The 15,554-nt window shown below is 72.6% G+C and carries 12 protein-coding genes; 2 read left to right on the top strand and 10 right to left on the bottom strand.

Annotation, left to right across the window (positions count from 1 at the left end):
* Nucleotides 1–102: 102 nt before the first annotated feature.
* Nucleotides 103–1,761, bottom strand: a complete 1,659-nt coding sequence (cimA, locus tag FB00_RS08760) for a citramalate synthase (protein ID WP_047232535.1) — start codon at nucleotides 1,759–1,761, stop codon at nucleotides 103–105.
* Between the two features lie 338 nt (nucleotides 1,762–2,099).
* Here cimA and FB00_RS08755 point away from each other — a divergent pair, with 338 nt between their 5' ends.
* Nucleotides 2,100–2,693: a hypothetical protein gene (locus tag FB00_RS08755; RefSeq protein ID WP_047232590.1), complete on the top strand. Its 594-nt coding sequence runs from the start codon at nucleotides 2,100–2,102 to the stop codon at nucleotides 2,691–2,693.
* Nucleotides 2,694–2,793: 100 nt separating this feature from the next.
* Here FB00_RS08755 and FB00_RS08750 read toward each other — a convergent pair whose 3' ends face one another.
* Entirely contained in the window at nucleotides 2,794–3,927 is a 1,134-nt protein-coding gene (locus FB00_RS08750; protein WP_047232589.1) for a branched-chain amino acid aminotransferase, read from the bottom strand.
* A 207-nt stretch (nucleotides 3,928–4,134) separates the two neighbouring features.
* Entirely contained in the window at nucleotides 4,135–5,178 is a 1,044-nt protein-coding gene (locus tag FB00_RS08745; protein WP_047232534.1) for a 3-isopropylmalate dehydrogenase, read from the bottom strand.
* 131 nt (nucleotides 5,179–5,309) lie between these two features.
* Between FB00_RS08745 and FB00_RS08740 the strand changes: the two genes are divergently transcribed.
* The gene (locus FB00_RS08740) at nucleotides 5,310–6,527 is read left to right on the top strand and encodes an ROK family transcriptional regulator (RefSeq protein ID WP_047232533.1); all 1,218 of its coding nucleotides are present in this window, start codon (nucleotides 5,310–5,312) and stop codon (nucleotides 6,525–6,527) included.
* Between the two features lie 69 nt (nucleotides 6,528–6,596).
* Here the strand turns inward: FB00_RS08740 and FB00_RS08735 are convergent, their stop codons facing one another.
* From FB00_RS08735 to FB00_RS08705, 7 genes are all read right to left on the bottom strand, one after another.
* Entirely contained in the window at nucleotides 6,597–7,136 is a 540-nt protein-coding gene (locus FB00_RS08735; protein ID WP_047232532.1) for an ASCH domain-containing protein, read from the bottom strand.
* Between the two features lie 415 nt (nucleotides 7,137–7,551).
* Nucleotides 7,552–8,577, bottom strand: coding sequence for a ketol-acid reductoisomerase (gene ilvC, locus FB00_RS08730; RefSeq protein WP_047232531.1), 1,026 nt, complete (start codon nucleotides 8,575–8,577; stop codon nucleotides 7,552–7,554).
* Nucleotides 8,578–8,697: 120 nt separating this feature from the next.
* On the bottom strand, nucleotides 8,698–9,222 hold the full coding sequence (gene ilvN / locus FB00_RS08725) for an acetolactate synthase small subunit (protein WP_047232530.1): 525 nt from the start codon (nucleotides 9,220–9,222) through the stop codon (nucleotides 8,698–8,700).
* 6 nt (nucleotides 9,223–9,228) lie between these two features.
* The gene (locus FB00_RS08720; RefSeq protein WP_047232529.1) at nucleotides 9,229–11,142 is read right to left on the bottom strand and encodes an acetolactate synthase large subunit; all 1,914 of its coding nucleotides are present in this window, start codon (nucleotides 11,140–11,142) and stop codon (nucleotides 9,229–9,231) included.
* A 438-nt stretch (nucleotides 11,143–11,580) separates the two neighbouring features.
* The gene (locus FB00_RS21045; protein WP_052877556.1) at nucleotides 11,581–12,588 is read right to left on the bottom strand and encodes an ABC transporter permease subunit; all 1,008 of its coding nucleotides are present in this window, start codon (nucleotides 12,586–12,588) and stop codon (nucleotides 11,581–11,583) included.
* A complete protein-coding gene (locus tag FB00_RS08710) occupies nucleotides 12,585–13,568 on the bottom strand; it encodes an ABC transporter ATP-binding protein (RefSeq protein ID WP_047232528.1) in 984 nt (327 codons plus the stop codon). Before FB00_RS08710 ends, FB00_RS21045 begins: the two co-directional genes overlap by 4 nt.
* A 120-nt stretch (nucleotides 13,569–13,688) precedes the next feature.
* Nucleotides 13,689–15,542 (bottom strand): alpha-glucosidase, encoded by a 1,854-nt coding sequence (locus tag FB00_RS08705; RefSeq protein ID WP_082141151.1) that lies wholly within the window; start codon nucleotides 15,540–15,542, stop codon nucleotides 13,689–13,691.
* Nucleotides 15,543–15,554 lie beyond the last annotated feature (12 nt).

Raw genomic sequence — 15,554 nt, 5'->3', positions numbered from 1 at the left:
CCCTAAGCCCGCTCGCCCTTCGCACGGCGGGAGACGTCGGTCACCCCGCAACAGACCGCCGTCGCGGACGCCCAGCCGTCCCTCGGCAGGGCGAGGTACCGGTCAGCGAGGGTCGACGCCCGCGTGGACCAGCCCGTAGATCGCGGAGTCGGTCAGCGCCTCCCACGCCGCCTCGATGAGGTTCGGCCCGACGCCGACCGTCGACCACGACGTCGAGCCGTCGGTCGTCTCGATGAGGACGCGCGTGATCGCGTCCGTGCCCTGCTCGGTGTCGAGGATGCGGACCTTGAAGTCGATGAGCTCGAACACGTCGATCTCGGGGTAGACGCGGCCGAGGGCGAGCCGCAGGGCGTGGTCGAGCGCGTTGACGGGCCCGTTGCCCTCGCCGGTGGTGACGATGCGCTCGCCGCCGGCGTGGAGCTTGACGGTCGCCTCGGCCGTGGCCTCGGTGCCGCGCGACCCGGCCCGCTCGACGATCGTGCGCCAGCTCTCGACCCGGAAGTACGGCGGCCGCTCGCCCGTGATCTCCTCGCGGAGCAGCAGCTCGAACGACGCGTCCGCCGCCTCGTACGTGTAGCCGTTGGCCTCGTCGTCCTTCACCCGGTTGGTCACGCGGGTGAGCAGCTCGCCCTGGCCCGACAGGTCGAACCCGAGCTCACGGCCCTTGAGCTCGATCGAGGCGCGGCCGGCCATGTCGGAGACGAGCATGCGGATGTCGTTGCCGACCGCCGTCGGGTCGATGTGCTGGTAGAGGTCGGGGTCGACCTTGATCGCGCTCGCGTGGAGGCCGGCCTTGTGCGCGAACGCGCTCGCGCCGACGTACGGCTGACGCGCGTACGGCGAGATGTTGGTGATCTCGCTGATCGCGTGCGAGATGCGCGTGGCCTCCTCGAGGCCCTCCCCGGTCAGGGTCCGCAGCCCGTGCTTGAGCTCGAGGTTCGCGACGACCGTGAGGAGGTCGACGTTGCCCGTGCGCTCCCCGTACCCGTTGACCGTCCCCTGCACGTGGGCGGCGCCCGCCTCGACGGCGGCGAGCGTGTTCGCGACGGCGCAGCCCGAGTCGTTGTGCGCGTGCATGCCGAGCAGCGCGTCGCCCGGGAGCGCGTCGCGCCCGTGCGGGAGCCCGACGGCGTCGCGCAGCTCCTCGACGACCTCGACCACCCAGGTGGGCAGCATCCCGCCGTTGGTGTCGCAGAGCGCGACGACCTCGGCCCCCGCCTCGAACGCGGCCTGCACGGCGGACCGCGTGAAGGCGGCGTCGTACCGGTAGCCGTCGAAGAAGTGCTCGGCGTCGACGACGACCCGGCGTCCCTCGCCCACGAGGAACGACACGGTGTCGGTGATCATCGCGAGGCCCTCGTCGGGCGTCGTGCGCAGCGCGCGCTCGACGTGCCGGACGTCGGACTTGGCGACGAGCGTCACGACCGGCGCCTCGGAGTCGACGAGCGCCCGCACCTGCGGGTCGTCCCACGCGCGCAAACCCGCCTTGCGCGTCGAGCCGAACGCGGCGAGCACGGCGTGCCGGAGGTCGAGCTCCTTGGCGGCGCGGCGGAAGAACTCCGTGTCCTTGGGCACCGCGCCCGGCCAGCCGCCCTCGATGAACCCGACGCCGAGCTCGTCGAGCAGCGGGGCGATGGCGAGCTTGTCGGCGACGGAGAGGTTCATGCCCTCCTGCTGCGCGCCGTCGCGCAGGGTCGTGTCGTAGACGTGGAAGACCCGGGGCTCGCGGGGGCCGGTCACGGGGGTCGTCGCCGAGGTCATGGTGCCTCTTCCTGCCGTTCGTCGTGTCGCGGACGCCGCAGCGTCCGTCCCTCTGGTCCGTCTCCCAGGACGCCGGGCGGGGCCCTCGTGAGGCGGGAGGCCCGGCATCCGTGCCGCCGGGCGGGGGTGGTGCCCAGCAACAAAAAAAACCCCCCGAGGGTGCGGGAGGTCTGCGCGTCCGGTGAGTACTACCGGGCGCGCTACTCGATAATGAGCTGGGAGACGAGGTGTGTCACAGGGCACATGGTGCCACAGGTTCCGCGAGGATGGACACGAGCGTCCATCCACTGAGCCGCCCACCGCCCTCGGGCGCGGCGGCGACCGACCGAGGAGTGACGATGAGCGACCCGACGCCGGGCGGCTACGACCCGCAGAACCCCCCGACGCGCCGCTACGGGCAGCCGCCCGTACCGCAGCACGCCCCGCCCCCCGCGATCCCCCCGACCGACCCGCAGGCCGGCTTCCCCGACCAGAGGCCGCCCGTCAACCCCGCGGACCCGCGCCTCGCGGTCGAGGCCGGCCGGTTCTGGGCGGGCGCCGCGGCGACCGCCCTCGTCGCGGCCCTCATCGGGCTGCTCGGCGTGATCATCTTCGAGCGGATCTTCTCGATCACCCTGGTCCCGCCGCCGGACCTGTTCGGCACGGGGTCGCGCCAGGCGGCGTGGGCGATCGACGGGGCGATCCTCGCGGTCCTCGCGGCAGGCGTCCTGCACCTGCTCATCCTCAGCACGCCGCGCCCGCGCGCGTTCTTCGGCTGGATCATGGCACTGGTCGTCGTGGTGATCGCCGTGCTCCCGTTCGCGTGGTCGAGCGACGTCACGGCGGCGGCCCTGTCCGGGCTCATCAACCTGCTCATCGGCATCGCGGTCTGGTCGCTGCTCGCGGGCGTCGCCGGGCGGACGATCGTCGTGCGGCCGGCGACCGCCCTCTGACCCACCGGCCGGCGCGTCCACGCTGACCGGCCCGCACGACGACGGGGCCGCCTCCCGCGGGAGGCGGCCCCGTCGTCGTGCAGGGTGCGGAGAACGTGCCTCAGGCGAGGCGGCGGAGCCAGCCGTGGCGGTCGGCCGCGCGCCCGGTCTGGATGTCGGTGAGCTCGGCGCGGATCGCCATGGTGAGCGACCCGGCCTCGCCGCCGCCGATGGTGTGGTCGAAGTCGGAGCCCGCGAGCCGCCCGATCGGGGTGATGACGGCGGCCGTGCCGCACGCGAACACCTCGGTCACGGAGCCGTCCCGGATCCCGGCGAGGACGTCGGTGAGCGGGATGCGGCGCTCGACCACGTCGTGTCCGCGGTCGGTGAGGAGGCGGATGATCGACGAGCGCGTGACGCCCTCGAGGATCGAGCCGCTGAGCTCGGGCGTCTCGACCGAGCCGTCCGCCTTGACGACGAACACGTTCATGCCGCCGAGCTCCTCGAGGAACGTGCGCGTCCCGGAGTCCAGGAAGCACACCTGCTCGCACCCGTGCTGCTGCGCGACCACCTGCGGCAGCAGGCTGGAGGCGTAGTTGCCGCCGCACTTCGCGTCGCCCGTGCCACCGGCGCCCGCGCGGCTGTACTCGCGGTCGACCCAGATCGACACGGGCTTGACGCCGCCCGAGAAGTAGGGCCCGACCGGCGAGGCGATCACCAGGTACTCGGCCTCGAGCGACGGGCGCACGCCGAGGAAGGCCTCCGACGCGTACATGAACGGGCGCAGGTAGAGGCTCGCCTCGTCGCCGCTGGGCACCCAGTCGACGTCCGTGCGCACGAGCGCCGTGATCGACCCGACGAAGTCGTCGACCGACAGCGCCGGGAGCGCGAGGCGGTGGGCCGAGCGGGCGAAGCGCGCGGCGTTCGCCTCGGGGCGGAACGTCCACACCGACCCGTCGGCGTGGCGGTACGCCTTCATGCCCTCGAAGATCTCCTGCGCGTAGTGCAGGACGGCGGTCGCCGGGTCCAGCAGGAGGGGTCCGTACTTCTCGATGCGGCGGTCGACCCACCCGTCGGTCGAGTTCCAGCTGATCCGCGCCATGTGGTCCGTGAAGACCGTGCCGAACTTCGGGGCCGCGATCGCGGCCTCGCGCTCGGCGGGCGGCGTCGGGGCGTCCGTGGGGCGGACGTCGAACAGGGCGATGAGGTCCTCCTCCGAGGAGGACGGCTGGTGCTGCGCTGCGAGGGTGCTCATCATGAGGCCTTTCACCTGGCGACCCGGGTGGTCTCCGCCTAGTTTTCCACGACCGTACGGCTCGTGCGGCGATCCGCGCGAGAGCACGACGACGGCAGGCGTCACCGGGTCAGAACGGGAGGGATCCGGTCCTGGGGCGATGACGACCGAGGTGCGGGGACTGCGGGCGAACCGGTGCCCGGGTCCGCGCAGGACCCGGGCGGCGTGTCAGCCGGCGACGCGAGCGGCGAGCTCGCGGCCCACCTCGGCCGTCGAGCGTACTCGGCTCCCCCGCCCGGCGAGGTCGGCGGCGACGGCCGCCTCCACGCGCTTCGCCTCGTCGCCGAGGCCCAGGTGGTCGAGGAGCAGCGCGACCGACAGGACCGTGGCGGTCGGGTCGGCCTTGCCCTGTCCGGCGATGTCCGGGGCCGAGCCGTGCACCGGCTCGAACATCGACGGCGCCGTGCGGTCGGGGTTGATGTTCGCGGACGCGGCGAGGCCGATCCCGCCCGTGATCGCGGCGGCCTGGTCGGTGAGGATGTCGCCGAACAGGTTGTCCGTGACGATGACGTCGAAGCGCGACGGCTTCGTCGTGAGGAAGATGGTCGCCGCGTCGACGTGCAGGTAGTCCGTCGTGACGTCGGGGAACTCGGCGTTGACGGCCTCGACCGTCCGGCGCCACAGGTGGCCCGCGTGCACGAGGACGTTGTGCTTGTGCACGAGCGTGAGGTGCTTGCGCGGACGCGCCTGGGCCCGGGCGAAGGCGTCGCGCACCACGCGCTCGACGCCGAACGCCGTGTTGAGGGAGACCTCGGTCGCGATCTCGTGGGGCGTGCCGGTGCGCAGCGATCCGCCGTTGCCGACGTACGGGCCCTCGGTCCCCTCGCGCACCACGACGAAGTCGATCTCGCCCGGCTCGGCGAGGGGCGAGGTGACACCCGGGTACAGCTTGCCCGGTCGCAGGTTCACGTAGTGGTCGAGCGCGAAGCGCAGCTTGAGCAGCAGACCGCGCTCGAGGACGCCCGACGGGACGCTCGGGTCGCCGATCGCGCCCAGGAGGATCGCGTCGTGGCCGCGGATCGCCTCGAGGTCCGCGTCGGTGAGCGTCTCGCCCGTCGCGTGCCAGCGGCGCGCACCCAGGTCGAACGGCGTCGTGGAGACCTTCACGTCCGAGCCGGCCACGGCGGCCTCGAGCACGGCGAGGCCCTGCTCGACGACCTCGGTACCGATGCCGTCCCCGGCCACGACTGCCAGATCAATGGTGCGCGTCATGCGGCGAGCCTACGCCGCCGCGCCACCCCTCGGGACGACGGTCTCACGTCTCGGACGGCGTTCGAGTTGCGCGACAGGCCGAGACCGTGCACTATTAGGAAACTTTCCTAAAGCCCGTTCGAAGGAACATCATGACCGCGCCCCCCTCGTCGAGGATCCCCGGCACGCCGGGGCTGCTCCGCACGATCAACGATCGCGCGGCGCTCGAGCTCCTCCTCGACGCCGGACCGCTCACCCGGTCCCAGATCGGCGACAGCACGGGCGTGTCCCGTCCGACGGCCTCGCAGATCGTCGCACGGCTCGAGCAGTCCGGTCTCATCGAACCGACCGGCTCCGTGCAGGGCGCGCGCGGGCCGCAGGCGACACAGTACGCCGCACGCACCGACGTCCTCGTCGGGCTCGCGCTCGACGTCGTGCCCGACGGCGTGCGGGCGAGCGTCGTCGACGCGCTCGGCCGGACGCTCGGAGAGACCACCGTCGCCGCCGGCCCGGACCGCGCCGCCGCGACCGACGTCCGCACGGCGCGCGACGAGGCCTGCGCGGAGGCGGGCATCCCGGTCGCGCGCGTGGCGACCGCCGTCGTCGGCGTCCAGGCGGCCGTCGCCCCGCGCACGGGCGACATCGCCCTCGTCGGCGAGCTGCCCGGCTGGCCGCGCGAAGGGCTCCGGGGGCATCTCGAGGACGCTCTCGGCATCGACGTGCGCGTCGAGAACGACGTGAACCTCGCCGCGATCGCCGAGCGTGACGCCGGTCGCGACGAGCAGAGCTTCGCCCTGCTGTGGCTCGGCGAGGGCATCGGCATGGGGGCGTGGCTCGACGGCCGCGTCCACCACGGCACCTCGGGCGGCGCCGGCGAGATCGGCTACCTCCCCGTGCCCGCCGCCGGGATCGACGACTCCGTCAACGTGCAGGACCTCGTCGGCGGCCTCCGGCTCGTCGAGCTCTGCGCCCGGGCGGGCGTCCCCGGCGTCACGGAGGGCACCCCCTACGCCGCGGCCGTCGCCGCCGTCCGTGAGCACCGCGACACCGACGCCGTCCACGAGCTCGTGCACGACCTCGCCCGTCGCGTCACGATCGTGCTCCAGCCCGTCGTGGCGATCCTCGAGCCCGACGCCGTCGTGCTCGGCGGACCGACGGGAGTCGCGTGCGGCGACGAGCTCGCCGAGGCCACGGCCGCCGTGCTCCGGGGCACCGACCAGCGGACGGGCGCGGTCGTCGCGAGCGCCGTCCCCGAGCTCGCGGTCCTGCGCGGCGCGCGCTCCGTCGTCGCGCAGGACGTGCGCACGCTCCTGCTCACCGCGGCGGGCCGACCGGACCACCGGGTCGGAGCGTCACCAGTCCCGGGGTAGTCCTCTTCACCTGCCCCGCGAGCGGTGGCCGGCCGAACGTGGCACGGCGGGCCACCGCTCATCCCCTGCTCAGCGCGGGTAGCGCAGCTCGAACCGCTCGCACACGAGCGGCATGTCGGGAGCGAACTCTCGCTCCAGCACGCGCCGGAAGTACGTCTCGTGACCGTCGCGCCACGCCTCGAGCGAGCCGTCGTCCTCGCCCTCCGCCAGGGCGAAGTCCGCGTCGACCTCCTCGAACGCGACGACCTCGACCGACGTCGTGCGGACGAGGGCCCGCGGGTGGCCCGCACCGTCGAGCAGGATCGACAGCTCGCCGACGCGCGGGACGGGCTCCCCCGAGTCCTCGTACTCCCACAGGGCGGACGACGTCGCGGTCTTCTCCCCGCTGAGCACCGCCGCGAGCAGGGCGTCGGCCAGCGCGGGGTTGTCGCCGAACGACCATGCGGGCGGCGGCACCGTCTCGGAGACCGTGGTGCCGGTGACCACGCCCACCCGTGCCATCCCGGCGCTCGGCCGCGCCAGCTCCCAGAACGCGAGGATCTCCGCCGCCCTCTCGTCCACCACCACGTCGTCCGTCACCGGTTCCCCCTCGTCCGCCTGTCGGGTCATGCCCCTATCGTGGCGCACCGAGGGTCGATCTGCCCGGTCTCCCGCCATTCGTCCCACCCGTGTCGCAAGGATCCGGACTTTCGACGCCCCGTGGCGACGTGGAGGTGACCCGACAGCACGAGGAGGGGGCGGCGTCGTGCGCGATCGTGGCGGGCCTGGCGGGAGGCCGAGGCACGAGGCCGGATGGTACATCGCGCACGACGCCGCCCCCTCCTCGAGGTGAGCGACGAGCGTCAGGCTCAGCGAGCCGCAGAGCCCTCGGTGTTCATGGTCGGGCAGACACCTCCCGCCGACTCCGGCAAGGGCTCCTTCGTCGCCCTGCCTGCGTCAGCGTGCGGCGCTGCCCTCGGTGCAGTCGGTCGGGCAGACACCTCCCGCCGACTCCGGCAAGGGCTCCTTCGTCGCCCTGCCTGCGTCAGCGTGCGGCGCTGCCCTCGGTGTAGTCGGCGTCCTGCTGCTTCCACGCGAACAGCGAGCGCAACTCCTTGCCGACCTTCTCGATCGGGTGCTGCGCGGCCTTCTCGCGGAGCTCCGTGAACTCCGGCGCGCCGGCGTCCTGGTCGTCGATGAAGCGCTTGGCGAACGCGCCGGACTGGATGTCCGCGAGGACGCCCTGCATGTTCTCCTTGACGTGCGGATCGATGACGCGCGGGCCGGAGACGTAGTCGCCGTACTCGGCGGTGTCGGAGACGGACCAGCGCTGCTTGGCGATGCCGCCCTCCCACATGAGGTCGACGATGAGCTTCAGCTCGTGCAGCACCTCGAAGTAGGCGATCTCCGGCTGGTAGCCGGCCTCGGTGAGGGTCTCGAAGCCGTACTGGACGAGCTGCGACACGCCACCGCACAGGACGGCCTGCTCGCCGAAGAGGTCGGTCTCGGTCTCCTCGGTGAACGTCGTCTTGATGACGCCGGCGCGCGTGCCGCCGATCGCCTTCGCGTACGACAGCGCGACGTCCCACGCCTGGCCCGACGCGTCCTTCTCGACGGCGATGATGTCGGGGATGCCGCGGCCGGCGACGAACTCGCGGCGCACGGTGTGGCCCGGGGCCTTGGGCGCGATGAGGATGACGTCGACGCCGTCGGGGGCCTCGATGTAGCCGAAGCGGATGTTGAAGCCGTGCGCGAAGGCGAGCGTCTTGCCGGCGGCGAGGTTCGGCTTGATCTCGTCGTTGTAGATCGAGCGCTGGTGCTGGTCCGGCGCGAGGATCATGATCAGGTCGGCCCACGCCGCGGCGTCGGCGACGGACTTCACCTCGAAGCCCTCGTCCTGGGCCTTGGCGGTCGACTTCGAGCCCTCGCGGAGGGCGACGACGACCTCGACGCCGGAGTCGCGCAGGTTCTGGGCGTGCGCGTGGCCCTGGCTCCCGTAGCCGACGATCGCGACCTTCTTGGCCTGGATGATGGACAGGTCGGCGTCGTCGTCGTAGAACAGCTCAGCCACGATGGTTCTCCTCGGTTCTTCGTTTGCGGTGCAGGGGGTCTGTTGCGATGTCTCGCGGTGGAACGACGATCGGGTGCGCACCGACGCCCGTGCGGGTCTTGGTGCGAGGGTAGGCGATCGTCAGGCGGAGCGGACCACGCGTTCCAGCGCGCGGTCGGTGATCGAGCGGGAGCCGCGCCCGACGGCGACGGTCCCCGACTTCACGATCTCGCGCACGCCGTAGGGCTCGAGCGCTCCGAGCAGGGCGTTCAGCTTCTCGCCCGTGCCCGTCGCCTCGATGGTCACGGCGTCGGGCACGACGTCGACGACCTTCGCGCGGAAGAGGTTGACGACCTCGAGCACGCCGGTGCGGTTCGCGCCGTCGGCGCGCACCTTGACGAGCAGGAGCTCGCGCTGCACGGACGCGGCCGCGTCGAGCTCGACGATCTTGATGACGTTGACCAGCTTGTTGAGCTGCTTCGTCACCTGCTCGAGCGGACGTTCCTCGACGTCGACGACCACGGTGATGCGCGAGATCTCCTCGTGCTCGGTCGGGCCGACCGCGAGCGAGTGGATGTTGAAGGCGCGGCGAGCGAACAGGCCCGCGACGCGCGTCAGCACGCCGGGCTTGTTCTCGACGAGCACGGAGAGGGTGTGGCGGGACATGGCGGGTCAGTCCTCTCGGTCCCACGCGGGCGAGATGCCCCGCGCGTACTGGATGTCGTCGTTGCTCACGCCGGCGGCGACCATCGGCCACACCATCGCGTCGCGCGAGACGTTGAAGTCGATGACCACGGGGCGGTCGTCGATCTCCATCGCGCGCTTGATCGCGGCGTCGACGTCGCCCATCGACTCGACGCGGATGCCCTCGCACCCGTAGGCGTCGGCGAGCTTGACGAAGTCGGGGACGCGCGCCGTGCCGTGCCCGGTGTGCAGGTCGGTGTTGGAGTAGCGCTTGTCGTAGAACAGGGTCTGCCACTGGCGCACCATGCCGAGCGAGGAGTTGTTGATCAGCGCGACCTTGATCGGGATCTCGTTGATCGTGCAGGTGGCGAGCTCCTGGTTGGTCATCTGGAAGCAGCCGTCGCCGTCGATCGCCCACACCGTGGCGTCCGGGCGGCCGACCTTCGCGCCCATCGCCGCGGGGATCGAGAAGCCCATGGTGCCGAGGCCGCCGGAGTTGATCCAGGTCCGCGGGTGCTCGTAGCGGATGAACTGCGCGGCCCACATCTGGTGCTGGCCGACGCCCGCGACGTAGATCGACTCAGGGCCGGAGATCTCGCCCAGGCGCGAGATGACGTGCTGCGGGGCGAGGTGGCCGTCGTCGGGCTCGGTGTACCCGAGGGGGTAGGTCTCGCGCCAGTCGTCGATCTGGCGCCACCAGGCCTCGACGTCCGGCTTCCCCTTGGACTCGTGCTCGCGCTCGAGCTCGGGGAGCAGGTCGGAGATGACCTCCTTGAGGTCGCCGACGATCGGGACGTCCACGTCGCGGTTCTTGCCGATCTCCGCCGGGTCGATGTCCGCGTGCACGACCTGCGCGTGCGGAGCGAAGCTCGAGAGCTTGCCCGTCACGCGGTCGTCGAAGCGCGCGCCGAGGGACACGACGAGGTCCGCCTTCTGGAGCGCCGCCACGGCCGGGACGGTGCCGTGCATGCCGGGCATCCCGAGGTTCTGGGGGTGCGTGTCGGGCACGGCGCCGCGCGCCATGAGCGTCGTGACGACCGGCGCGCCCGACAGGTCGACGAGGCGCCGCAGCTCGGCCGACGCGTTCGCGCGGACCACGCCGCCACCCACGTAGAGCACGGGCCGGCGGGCCGACGCGAGCAGTCGCGCGGCCTCCTTGATCTGCTTGCTGTGCGGCTTCGTCACCGGGTGGTAGCCCGGGAGCTGTACGTCCTGGGGCCACGAGAACGTCGTGCGCGACTGCATGGCCGACTTCGCGATGTCCACGAGCACCGGACCGGGGCGGCCCGTCGAGGCGATGTGGAACGCCTCCGCGATGGTGCGCGGGATGTCGTCGGGGTCGGTGACGAGGAAGTTGTGCTTGGTGATCGGCAGCGTGATGCCGACGATGTCCGCCTCCTGGAAGGCGTCCGTACCGATCGCGCCCGCGGCGACCTGGCCGGTGATCGCGACGAGCGGGATCGAGTCCATGTTCGCGTCGGCGATCGGCGTCACGAGGTTCGTCGCGCCGGGGCCCGAGGTCGCCATGGTCACGCCGACCCTGCCGGTCGCGTGCGCGTAGCCCTGCGCGGCGTGGCCGCCGCCCTGCTCGTGGCGCACGAGGATGTGGCGCAGTCGCTGCGAGTCCATGAGCGGGTCGTACGTCGGGAGGATCGCACCACCCGGGATGCCGAAGACGACGTCGGCGCCGACCTCCTCGAGCGAGCGGACGATCGACTGCGCGCCGGTCATCTCCTCACCCGTCGAGGTGCCCTGCGTGCTGCCGGCCGGGCGAGCCGTGGCAGCGCGCCGGACGTCGCCGCGCGGGGCGACCGACGCGGGTGTCGGGGCGGGCTTCGGCGCCTGCGCCGCGGGCGTCGGGGCCCCCGGTCGCGGAGGTGCCGGGGTGGGACCCTGGGCCATGGTGTCTCCTGCGTGTCGTGGCCTCGGCCCGGCAGGCGCCCCGTGGGGGCGCTCCGCCGGGTACCGGAGCCGACCGTGGTGGTGCGGTCGTGCTGGTCGCGGTGTGCGGTGCCGGTGCTCGCGGGTCTCGCGGGTGCGGCGCTCGCGGTGGCCGGGGTGGGCCGTCCGCGGTCCTGTCTGGTGTTGTCGTGCCGGTGTGGTGGCAACAAAAAAACCCCTCGGACCCGGGATGCCGGGCTGGACGAGGGGTGAGCGCGCTGACGAAGCCTGGTGGCGTGGCCTCAGCCGGCGCGCTCAGGAAGTACTACAAGGAGGATCGTCTGCACGTCATGGGACTGTACGCCCATGTTTCGGGGATGTCACGTGTCGAGGCGCCCGTCTCACGAGATGGGACGAGCGCCTCGGCACGAGGAGCGGTCGCCGCCGCCGCACGAGGTGTCAGGAGACGTCGCGCCGCCGGAACACGACCGCTGCCACCAGCGACAGCACGGCGGCGACCGCCAGCAGGTAGAGGCCGCCCTGCGTCTGGGTGACGATCCGCTCCACGCCCTGGCACGTCGTCCCGGTCGCGTCCGTGGTGCACTCCTGCACCCAGACGGTCGTGCCGCCCTGGACCCAGGCCACGACGTTGGTCCGCACGAGCCAGGCCTGCGCGTCCTGCACGGCGAGCGTGACGACCGTCTCCACGACGGCGACCCAGACCACGACCAGACCGAGCGCTCCCGCCGCGTTCTTCAACAGCACGCCGAGCGCAGCCCCTGTGGCCGCGACGAGCGCGGCAGCGAGCACCGCCCGTCCGCCGACGCTCGCGAGCCGCGTCCACGTCTCGGAGGTGACGGCCCCGAGCTGCCCGTTGATCGCGTAGGCGCCGTACGCACCGCCCGCCATGACGAGATAGGCGAGCACGACGACGGGCAGCACACCGAGCGCGGCGGCGGCAGCCTTGGACCAGTAGACGCGCTGACGGCGCGGCTCGAACGTGAGCCACAGCCCGATCGCCCCCGACGAGATCTCGGCGGTGAGGAACGACACCCCGACGACGAGCGCGAAGAGGAGCAGGAGCGGTGCGAGCTGGGTGACCGTCGTCGCGCCCGGGACCGGCCAGGACTCCTCGTCGCCGTCGAACGTGGGGGGCTCGGAGAGGAACCACTCGAGCCGGGGCGCCATGTCGTCGCACCCGTAGTCGGCGGCGGGGTCGGTCTCGCGAGCGACCTCCTGGTCCGACTCGCACTGCGCGACGTACTCGTCTCCGTTCTGCTCCCAGTCGTCGAGCTGCTGCTCGTACGCGTGCTCCGCCTGCTCCACCTCGAGATCCGACGGCGGCAGGCTCTGGGTGTAGGCGAGCAGCACGCTCAGCGCCGCGAGGACGAGGGTCCCCGCGCTCGCCCAGCGCACGAGACGACGCGCGCGGAGGCGGCGGAGCTCGACCCTCAGCAGGCGGCTCACGCGACGACCCCCTGCGTCGCGACGGCGTGGTCACCACGACGGTCGTGCCGCGTGCCCGCGGCCTCGTCCTTGCCGACGAGCTCGAGGAACACCGCCTCGAGGCCGGCGTGGACCGGGACGAGCTCGGTGAGCCAGAGGTCGTGGGCGGCGAGCGCCCGGGTGACCTGCGCGGCGTCGGCGACGCCGTCCACGAGCAGGCGGGCGCCGTCCTCGCGTACCGTGAAGCCGTCGGCACGCAGCACCGCGGCGGCGCGCGCCGGGTCGGCGACCCCGACCTGGAGCGTCGCGCCGCCGGCACCGATGAGCTCGCTCACGCTCCCCGACGCGATGAGGCGGCCGCGCGCGATGATCGAGACCGTGTCCGCGACCTGCTCGACCTCGGCGAGGATGTGGCTGCTCACCAGCACGGTCTTCCCGCGGTCCGCGAGCGAGCGCATGGTGTCCCGGATCTCTCGGATCCCGGCGGGGTCGAGCCCGTTCGTCGGCTCGTCGAAGATGAGCAGGTCGGGGTCCTTGAGCAGCGTCGCGGCGATCGCGAGCCGCTGCTTCATCCCCAGCGAGTAGCCGCGGTACCGGTCGCCGGCGCGGTCGGACAGCCCGACCTCGGCGAGCACCTCGCCCACCCGGCCCGCAGGAGCGCCGATCGCCGCCGCGAGCAGGTCGAGGTTCTTGCGCGCGCTGAAGGCGGGGAAGAACTTCGGGGATTCCACGATCGCACCGACGCGACCGACGACGTCGGGCAGGTGCCGCGGCACCTCGCGGCCGAAGATGTGCGCGCTCCCCGCGTCGGCGCGCACGAGCCCGAGGAGCATGCGGATCGTCGTGGTCTTCCCGGAGCCGTTCGGCCCGAGGAACCCGTGGACCCCGCCGACGGGCACGACGAGGTCGAGCCCCTCGACGCCCACCGACCGCCCCCTGCGGCTCCGGTACGTCTTGCGCAGCCCCCGCGCCTCGATCGCGGGGGCTCCCGTGGTCTGCACCCGTGCGCCCCTCCCCGGCCGCGCCGCGGCCCCCTGCCCGGCAGCCCCGCCGGCTGGGGTGAGCATAGGGCACTCTTGGTCCAGACGGAACAGACCTCCTACCGTCGCATGACCTGCCTCCTACCCGGGGAGGATCTCGGTCGAGCGGCGGCGCACGACGGCCTCCCAGGGCTCCAGACGGGCGCTGCCCGGGCGCCCGCCGGCGGTCGCCGCGGTGTGCGTGGCCACCACGGTCGCCGCGTCCTCCCAGCCGGCGAGCACGCCGTCGGGGACGTCCTGCGGCTGCCCGCTCACGTTCACGAGGACGAGGAGCTCGTCCCGCCTGGTCCTGCCGTCACGGACCGGGGTGTCGAGGGTCCGGGTGAACGCGTAGAGCGCCGCGTGGTCCGGGAGGAGCATGTGGAAGTCGCCGAGCGCGACGACCGGCTCGTCGCGACGCAGGGCGACGAGCCGCCGGTAGAAGTGCAGGACCGAGTCCTCGTCGGCCCACGCGGCCTCCGCGTTGATCGTGGTGTGGTTCGGGTTGACCTCGAGCCACGGCGTCCCCGTCGTGAACCCGGCGTTCGGGGTCGCGTCCCACTGCACGGGGGTGCGGGCGTGGTCGCGGCTCGCGTGCGCGAGCACGGCGAGCATCTCGCCGTCGGTGCGCAGCCGCGGGCCGCCCGTGCGCCCGGTGAGCTCGCGGAAGTACCCGAGCGACTCGACGTCCTGGTACTGCTCGACGCGCGTGAACGGCGCGTTCGTCATGCCGAGCTCCTCGCCCTGGTAGACGTACGGCGTGCCGCGGTGCAGGTGCAGCAGGAGAGCGAGCGCCTTGGCCGACGCGACGCGGTGCGCGGGAGAGTCGTCGCCGAAGCGCGAGACGACGCGCGGCTGGTCGTGGTTGTCCCAGTACAGGGCGTTCCAGCCCCGGTCGGCGAGACCGGCCTGCCACCGGCCGAGCGTCGCCTTGAGGTCGGCGAGGTCCCACCGGACCGGGTCGTAGCGCGTCGCGCCGTGGTCGATGCCCATGTGCTCGAACTGGAACACCATGTCGACCTCGCGACGGTCGGGGTCGGTGTAGCGGACGCCGTGCTCGACGGTCACGCCCGGCGTCTCCCCCACGGTGAGGATCTCGCGGCCCTGCGCGAGGTACGGCGCGAACACCTCGCGGTGCATCTCGGCGAGGAACTCGTGCACGCGCGGCCCGTCCGTGTAGTGCGGGCTCCCGTCACCGAACGTCCCCCAGTGCACCTCGCCGTCGGGCAGCGAGCCGTCGGGCGCGACGTCCTTGGAGATCAGGTTGATGACGTCCATCCGGAACCCGTCGACGCCGCGGTCGAGCCACCGCCGCATCATGGCGTAGACCGCCTGGCGGACCTCCGGGTTCTCCCAGTTGAGGTCCGGCTGCTTGGTGTCGAACAGGTGCAGGTAGTACTCCCCCGACGCCTCGTCGAACCGCCACGCGCTCCCGCCGAAGAACGAGCGCCAGTTGGTCGGCTCGGCTCCCGGCGCCCCGGGCTCCATGCCGGCGCGTGCGGGGCGCCACCAGTACCAGTCGCGCCGCGGGCTCTCGGTTGACGAGCGCGACTGGACGAACCACGGGTGCTCGTCGCTCGTGTGGTTGACGACGAGGTCCATGACGAGCTTCATCCCGCGCGCGTGCAAACCCTCGATCAGGGCGTCGAGGTCCGCGAGCGACCCGAAGAGCGGGTCGACGTCCTCGTAGTCGCTGATGTCGTAGCCGTTGTCCGCCTGCGGCGACCGGTACACCGGGGACAACCAGACGACGTCCACCCCCAGCCGCTCCAGGTGGTCGAGCCGCCGGGTGATCCCGGGGAGGTCGCCGACGCCGTCGCCGTCGGTGTCCTGGAACGAGCGCGGGTACACCTGGTACACGACCGAGCGCGTCCACCAGGGCGCGTCACCGGGCGTCTCGGCGCCGGGCCACCCGCCGCGGGGCAGGGGGTCCGGGGTGGGTGCGGACGAGGTCATCGCACGGCTTCC

Origin of the sequence: Cellulosimicrobium funkei, assembly GCF_001019615.1 — a bacterium.
Lineage (GTDB): Bacteria > Actinomycetota > Actinomycetes > Actinomycetales > Cellulomonadaceae > Cellulosimicrobium > Cellulosimicrobium cellulans_E.
The sequence above is the reverse complement of the archived record's forward strand: the minus strand, read 5'-3'. Positions and strand labels throughout refer to the sequence as shown.